This is a genomic window from Kineosporia sp. R_H_3 (assembly GCF_002198675.1).
Lineage (GTDB): Bacteria > Actinomycetota > Actinomycetes > Actinomycetales > Kineosporiaceae > R-H-3.
In genome coordinates this window covers 39038-45775 of record NZ_MWLL01000103.1, presented here as the reverse complement: position 1 = coordinate 45775, position 6738 = coordinate 39038, and the positions used below count along the sequence as shown (strand labels likewise).

Sequence of the window (6738 nt, the reverse complement as noted above, 5' to 3'; positions counted from 1 at the left end):
GGCTGGGGCGGGGTCGTCGCCGTGGGCGCCGGCGCCGCGGTCCTGTCGAGCCTGCTCACCGCGGGCATCGTCACCGCCACGGACGACTCCGGCGGCACCGTGACGACGACCTCCTCGAGCCCCGCCGCCGCGGGCACCGGCAAGGCACCGGTCGACAGCGGCAACGTGACGTCCCCGAACTGGGGCGACGTCGCGGCGGCCGTCGAGCCGAGCGTCGTGTCGGTCAAGGTGCGGGCCGGGCAGAGCTCCGGCGAGGGCTCCGGCGTCATCCTCGACACGAGCGGCCGCATCCTCACGAACAACCACGTCGTCTCTGACGCCGCGAACGGCGGGACGATCCAGGTCGTCCTCTCCGACGGGCGCACGTTCGACGCCTCGATCGTCGGCCGCGACCCCGCGACGGACCTCGCGGTCATCAAGCTCGACGCGGCACCGTCCGGGCTCAAGGCCGCCACCCTCGGCGACTCGTCCGCGGTCCGCGTCGGGGACGCCGTCATGGCGCTGGGCAACCCGCTGGGTCTGTCGGACACGGTGACGACCGGCATCGTGTCCGCCGTCGACCGGCCGGTGACGACGTCGGCGTCCGAGGGCCAGAACCCGCTCGGCAGCGGCGGCGAGGCGGTCGTGACGAACGCGATCCAGACCGACGCGGCCGTCAACCCCGGCAACAGCGGCGGTGCGCTCGTCGACAGCCGCGGCCGGGTCATCGGCATCACGTCGTCGATCGCCTCGCTCGGCGCGGTGGCCGGCAGCAGCCAGTCCGGCAGCATCGGCCTCGGCTTCGCGATCCCGATCAACGCCGCCAAGGACGTCGCCGACCAGCTCGTCAAGAGCGGCACCGCCCAGCACGCCTGGATGGGCGTCTCGTTGAGCGAGGGCACGGCGACGGCGGACGGCGCGCAGCGCCAGGCCGCGATCCTGCAGTCGGTGGCCGCCGACGGCCCGTCGGCGAAGGCCGGCCTGCGGACCGGCGACGCGGTCGTCGCCATCGACGGAGAGGCCGTCAGCGGCGCCGACTCGCTCGTCGCCCAGATCCGCGAGCGCAAGCCCGGTACGACCGTCTCGCTGACCGTCGTCCGCGACGGCTCGGCGCAGAAGGTGGACGTCACCCTCGGGACGCGCCCGACCTCCGGCCAGTAGGCCGCCCGGACCCGGGCGGCGTGGGGACCTCCCGGCCCCACGCCGCCCGAGAACCCGGCCGACGCGGACCTCCCGCCGCGACGGCCGACGCAGGACCGCAGGTGCTCTCCCCGGCACCTGCGGGCAGGACCCGCCGGTGATCCCGAGCCACCGGCGGCAGCCGGCCGCGGCTCCCCTCCGGCGGCCGGTGGTGAGGCACGGTCCTCACCGGGCGCGCAGACGTGCGCGCCGAGCACGGAGCACCGCCGCGACCGCTCCCCCTGACGGCCGCGGCGGTGCTCCGTCGCTGTGTGCGGCCGCACGCGCAAGGATGGCCCCGTGACGGACCTCCTCGACGCCTGGCGGGACGCCGTCCGGTCGGCGGGTGCCACGGCCGGCGCCGCCGCGGTCGACGCCGCGGGCGCCGATCTGCTGGCCCGCTGGGCGCAGCCGCACCGCCGCCACCACGACACCGAGCACCTCACCGAGGTGCTCGCCGCCATAGACCTGCTCGTGGCCGACGCCGCCGACCCGGCCGCCGTCCGGCTCGCCGCGTGGTTCCACGACGCGGTCTACGACGGCCGGCCCGGCGACGACGAGGAGGCGAGCGCCGTCCTCGCCGAGGAGGTGCTCACACGCCTCGGGGTGCCCGACGACCGGGTGGCGCGGGCGGCCCGGCTCGTCCGGATGACCGCGGCGCACGTGCCGTCGGACGGCGACCCGGACGAGGCGGTGCTCAGCGACGCCGACCTCGCGATCCTCGCGGCCCCGGCGCCGCGCTACGCCCGGTACGCGGCCGCCGTCCGGGCCGAGTACGCCCACGTGCCGGACGACGCCTTCCGGGCCGGGCGCAGCGCCGTCCTCGCCGGGCTCGTCGCGGCGGACCGGCTCTACCGGACGGCGCCGGGCCGGCAGCGCTGGGAGGCCGCCGCCCGGGCCAACGTCGCGGCGGAGCTCGAGGCGCTGCGCGGCTGAGCACCGCCCGCCGCGGACCTGCGCCGTCAGGGCAGCAGGTACGCGTGCGCCGCCGGCCCTCCCCCAGGCAGCAGGAGCGTGCCGTCGCCGGGGTCGCCCACCGGCTCGCCGACGAGGGTCGTCACGTCACGCGCTCGCGGCACGCCGAGCGCCCGCAGCGGCAGCCGGACCGGGTCGTGGTCGCCGCGTGCCACGTGGACGAGCACCCGTTCGTCGGGGTGCTCGCGCAGGTACGTCATCGAGTCGGTACCGGCGTGCACCCAGCGCAGCCCGCCACGACGCAGTGCGACCCGCGACCGGCGCAGCCCGGTCCACGTCTCGTAGGCGGCCAGCGTCGGGGTGTCCCACGCGTCGGACCGGTCCCAGGGGAACGGAGTCCGGGAGTGCTCCCCGTCCACACCCGTGAGCCCGATCTCGTCGCCCATGAAGACCGCCGGGACGCCGGGCATCGTCATCTGCAGGGCGAGCCCGGCGAGGTGCCGGTCGCGGCCACGGCCTGCGGCGTCGACCCACCCGGACGTCCCGCCGCCGGTGACGGTCCGGAACCGCGGGGTGTCGTGGCTGTCGAGATGCGTCGTCGACGCGGCCCAGGACCGCCACGGCATCGCGGCGTGCACCTCACGCATGGTCCGGACGACAGCCCCGCCGGGGAGCACCGGGACGCCGACCGGCAACCCGAGGAAGGGCAGCCCGTGCTCGAGCCCCGGGCCGCCCGGGGCACCGCCGTTGAGCCAGGCCCAGACCGGCCGGGTGAAGCCCGCGTAGTCCATCGTGCCGTGCCAGCCGTCACCGGCCAGGTCCCCCGAGGCGTCGTGCCCGTGCTCGGCGACGACCCATGCGTCCCCGCCCGCCTCGGCCGCGGTGCGGCGCAGCGCCCGGGCCACGTCGTGCGCGAGGTCGACGGCCCCGGCGCGCCCCGTCATGTTGGCGACGTCGACCCGCCAGCCGTCGAGCCCGGCCTTGAGCCAGCGGGCGGCCACGGACGCCGGCCCGTCGTAGAGCCGCCGGGCCAGCGCCGCGGAGGCGTGGTCGAGCTTGGGCAGCGTGGGGATGTCCCACCAGGAGGCGTAGTCGTCCGGGTGGGTCCGGAACGTGTAGAACCCCGCCTCCTCGCTGCTCGCGTCGGCCTGTGCGGCGAGGAACCACTCGTGCCCCGCGCCCGTGTGGTTCGTCGTGAGGTCGCCGATGACCCGCATCCCCAGCCGGTGGACGGCGCCCACGAGCCGCTCGAACGCGGCGTCGCCGCCGAGAAGGGGGTCGACGCGGTCGAACGAGACGGCGTCGTACCGGTGGTTGGAGCGGCCCTCGAAGAACGGGGTGAGGTAGAGCAGCGTCGCACCGACCCGGCTCAGGTGGGCGAGGTGCTGGGCGACGCCGTCGAGGTCCCCGCCGTAGACCTGCTGCGCGACGTCCGGGCCGCGGTGGGTCACCGGGGCGTCCCACCCGGCCGGGACGGCCCACGGCGGCAGGTCCGCCGCCGTGGGCCCGCCGCCGGCCCGGGAGTGCGCGGCGGCGCTGCGGGCGAACCGGTCGGGGAAGACCTGGTAGACGATCTGGTCGGCCACCCAGTCGGGTGCCGGTGGGTACGTCGGCAGCCTGAAGTCGGCGCCGTCCGTGACGTCGCGGTGGTGCAGCCCCGTGCCGTTGAGCCAGGCGTACCCGCCGCCCGGGCCCGCGAGCAGGAAGCGGTAGGACGCCACCGGGTTCCACGCCGTGAGGTCCGCGCGCCACCACGTCCCCGCGTCGTCGACGCCGTCGACCACCGCGGCGCTCAGCTGCGGCTCGCCGTCCCGGACGACCCGGAGCGCGACCTGCCCGGCACCGGGGGTGCCGTCCGGTCGGTGCGGGACGCGGACGCGGACGGGCACCGTCGCGCCGAGCGGCACCTCGCCGTCCGGGACGTGGAGCACGGACCCGTCGTGGTGCGGCTCGTGGAGCAGCACGGTCAGCCCTTGACGGCGCCGACGGTGATACCGCCGACGATGTAGCGCTGCGCGACCTGGAAGAGGACGACGACCGGGACCGCGGTGATGAGCGCCCCCGCGGCGAACAGGCCGAGGTTGTTCGACCGGTCGGCGTCGATGATCCCGTAGAGGCCGATGACGACGGTCTTGGCGCTGTCGTCCCGCAGGAAGATCGACGCCATGAGGAAGTCGTTGATGACGCCGATGAACGCAAGCAGGCCGGTGACCACGAGGATCGGGCGCAGCAGAGGGAGCAGGATCCGGAAGAAGATCGTCACGTGCCCCGCGCCGTCCACCGTGGCCGCCTCGTCGAGGTCCTTGGGGACGGCGTCGAAGAAGCCCTTGATGAGCCAGACCTGGCCGAGCGCGCCCGCGGAGAGCACGAGCATGTACCCGGCGATGGTGTTGAGCCCGATGCTCGGGACGACGTCCCCGATGGTCGTGAACATCTGGTAGATCGCGACCAGTGCGAGGAACTGCGGGAACATCTGGATGAGCAGCAGGGTGAGCAGGCCGCCCCGGCGGCCGCGGAACCGCAGGCGGGAGAACGCGTAGGCCGCGAGCGAGCTGCAGAAGACCTGGAACACCGTGACGACGGTCGCGACGAGCAGGCTGTTGAGCAGCCACCGCTCGAAGGACGTCGTGGAGAACAGCTTGTCGAAGTTCTCCAGGCTGAACGCCCGCGGGATGATGCCGGTGCTCACGACGCTGCCGAGCGGGTTGAACGCCGCGGAGATGATGTACAGCACCGGGAAGAGCGAGAAGACGAGCATCGCGACGCCGACGACGTGCCGCCATCCCACCTCCCGCCACCAGCGCGCGGCGCCCATCCGTGGCTGGGCGACCGGCGAGGGCCGGCGGGTGGTCGCGGCGGCGTCCGCGACCTTCGTCAGGGTCGGCCCGGCCGCCGGGGTGCTCGAGAGCTCGCTCATGTCAGGTCCTCCAGGCGACGGGTGAGGCGGAACTGGACGGCGGCGATGATGCCGGTGAGGACGAACAGCAGGACGGACACCGCCGACGCGAAGCCGAGCTGCGCGCCACCGGCACCGAACGCGAGCCGCACCGTGTAGCTGATGAGGATGTCCGTGCCGCCCGCCGACGGGTTGTCGGGCGAGAACGGGCCGCCCTCGGTGAGCAGCGCGATGATGTTGTAGTTGTTGAAGTTGAAGGCGAACGACGCGACGAGCAGCGGCGCGACGGTGACCAGGAGCAGCGGGAAGGTGATCCGGCGGAACGCGGTGAAGCCGCTGGCGCCGTCGATGTTCGCGGCTTCCTTGAGGTCCGCCGGGACGGACTGCAGGGCACCGGTGCAGACCAGGAACATGTACGGGAAGCCCATCCAGAGGTTCGTCAGGAGGACGGCGATCCGCGCGGTCGTCGTGTTGCCGAACCAGTTGACGTCGAGCCCGGTCAGGCTGTTCAGCAGGCCGAAGTCCTTGTTGAAGAAGCCGGCCCACACGAGGATCGCGATGAAGCCGGGGATCGCGTAGGGCAGCAGGAGCAGGGTGCGGTAGATCCGCTGCCCGCGGACCCGCTCGTCGTTGAGGGTCACGGCGAGGGCCAGACCCAGCCCGAAGGTCGTGGCGACGGTGATGGTCGCGAACGCGAGCGTCCAGCCGAAGATGCCGAGGAACGAGTCCCGGATGGTGGCGTCCGTGAAGACCCGGGTGTAGTTGTCGACCCCGACGTTCGCCTTCCAGGACTGGTCGGACACCCGCCGGCCGTCCGGGCCGACGAAGTACTCGCGGTCGCCCTGCTTCGCGACCGTGTAGACGGCGCCGGTCGCGGAGTCCGTGATCGTGTCGGACGCCTCGTCGTACCGCAGCGTCGTCTCGCCCTCGAACGCGGTGCGGATGCCGAGGACCTTGATGGCGCCGCCGGGGGTCGGGACCACGACCTTCTGGATCTCGGCGTTCGCGGCGTTGAGCTGCTGCGGGGTGAGGATCGTGTAGCCGGGCGCGGCGGTCACCCGGTTCGCCGTCACGGTGACGTCGCCGCTGCCGACGGGCTCGAGGCCGTCAGGCGTGCCGCGGGACACCGTGCCGCTCGTCGGGTCGACGAGGAAGAACGTGAACGGGCCGGTCGTCAGCGAGCCGGTCGTCGCCACGGTGAGGTTGTACCGCGGCGAGTCCGGGGTCTGGGTGACCGACTGGGAGACGATGGAGGTGACCGTCTCCTCCTTGGTCGTGCGGGTGCCGTCGCCGAAGTTCGTCGTCGACGTCTGCGCCGTGAGCAGGATCGGGAACACGAGGAAGAGGAAGAGCCCGATGCTGCCGGGCAGGAGGTACTTCGCCGGCAGGAAGCGGGTCGTCGTGTAGGAGAGCAGCGCGAGTCCGGCGATGCCCCAGACGACGAGGAGGAAGCCCCAGCGGGAGCCGCCGACGAGCGTCGGGGTCATCGAGACCGCGAGCGCGAGGACGAGCCCGCGCCCTCGGCCTCGGGNACCGCGAGCGCGAGGACGAGCCCGAGGCCGAGGGCGCGGGCCAGCAGCACACCGGCCTTCGTCGTCCGGTCCCGGCTGCCGCGCGGGGGCGGGGAGGCGTCCCGGGTGCGGGACGACGGGGAGAGGGTCTGTGCCACCAGGACTCCTGATCGATCGACGTGCGACGGGAGGTGGTGTCCGTCCGGGGCGGTCACGGGCGGGCACGAGACGCGGGGAGCGCCGGAGGCCGCCGCCGCA

The 6738-nt window shown here is 74.1% G+C and carries 5 protein-coding genes; 2 read left to right on the top strand and 3 right to left on the bottom strand.

What is annotated here, in order from left to right; translation table 11 throughout:
* Together ECOMGDLI_RS09755 and ECOMGDLI_RS09750 are read left to right on the top strand one after the other, a co-directional pair.
* On the top strand, positions 1 to 1140 hold a 1140-nt coding region (locus ECOMGDLI_RS09755; protein ID WP_233153388.1), incomplete at its 5' end, for a S1C family serine protease.
* 318 nt (positions 1141 to 1458) lie between these two features.
* A complete protein-coding gene (locus ECOMGDLI_RS09750) occupies positions 1459 to 2094 on the top strand; it encodes a metal-dependent phosphohydrolase (protein WP_088316503.1) in 636 nt (211 codons plus the stop codon).
* A gap of 26 nt (positions 2095 to 2120) precedes the next feature.
* Here ECOMGDLI_RS09750 and ECOMGDLI_RS09745 read toward each other — a convergent pair whose 3' ends face one another.
* From ECOMGDLI_RS09745 to ECOMGDLI_RS36760, 3 genes are read right to left on the bottom strand one after another with little or no spacing between them, the layout of a single operon-like run.
* Positions 2121 to 4037, bottom strand: a complete 1917-nt coding sequence (locus ECOMGDLI_RS09745) for a glycoside hydrolase family 13 protein (RefSeq protein ID WP_158220957.1) — start codon at positions 4035 to 4037, stop codon at positions 2121 to 2123.
* Between the two features lie 2 nt (positions 4038 to 4039).
* Positions 4040 to 4990 (bottom strand): sugar ABC transporter permease, encoded by a 951-nt coding sequence (locus ECOMGDLI_RS09740; protein WP_088316501.1) that lies wholly within the window; start codon positions 4988 to 4990, stop codon positions 4040 to 4042.
* Complete coding sequence (locus ECOMGDLI_RS36760) at positions 4987 to 6456, bottom strand: ABC transporter permease subunit (protein ID WP_143447614.1); 1470 nt, start codon at positions 6454 to 6456, stop codon at positions 4987 to 4989. Before ECOMGDLI_RS36760 ends, ECOMGDLI_RS09740 begins: the two co-directional genes overlap by 4 nt.
* Positions 6457 to 6738 lie beyond the last annotated feature (282 nt).

Bases quoted from the DNA above. Each gene is read 5' to 3' on its own strand.
- ECOMGDLI_RS36760 (WP_143447614.1), bottom strand. From the start codon at position 6,456: ATGACCCCGACGCTCGTCGGCGGCTCCCGCTGGGGCTTCCTCCTCGTC.
- ECOMGDLI_RS09740 (WP_088316501.1), bottom strand. From the start codon at position 4,990: ATGAGCGAGCTCTCGAGCACCCCGGCGGCCGGGCCGACCCTGACGAAG.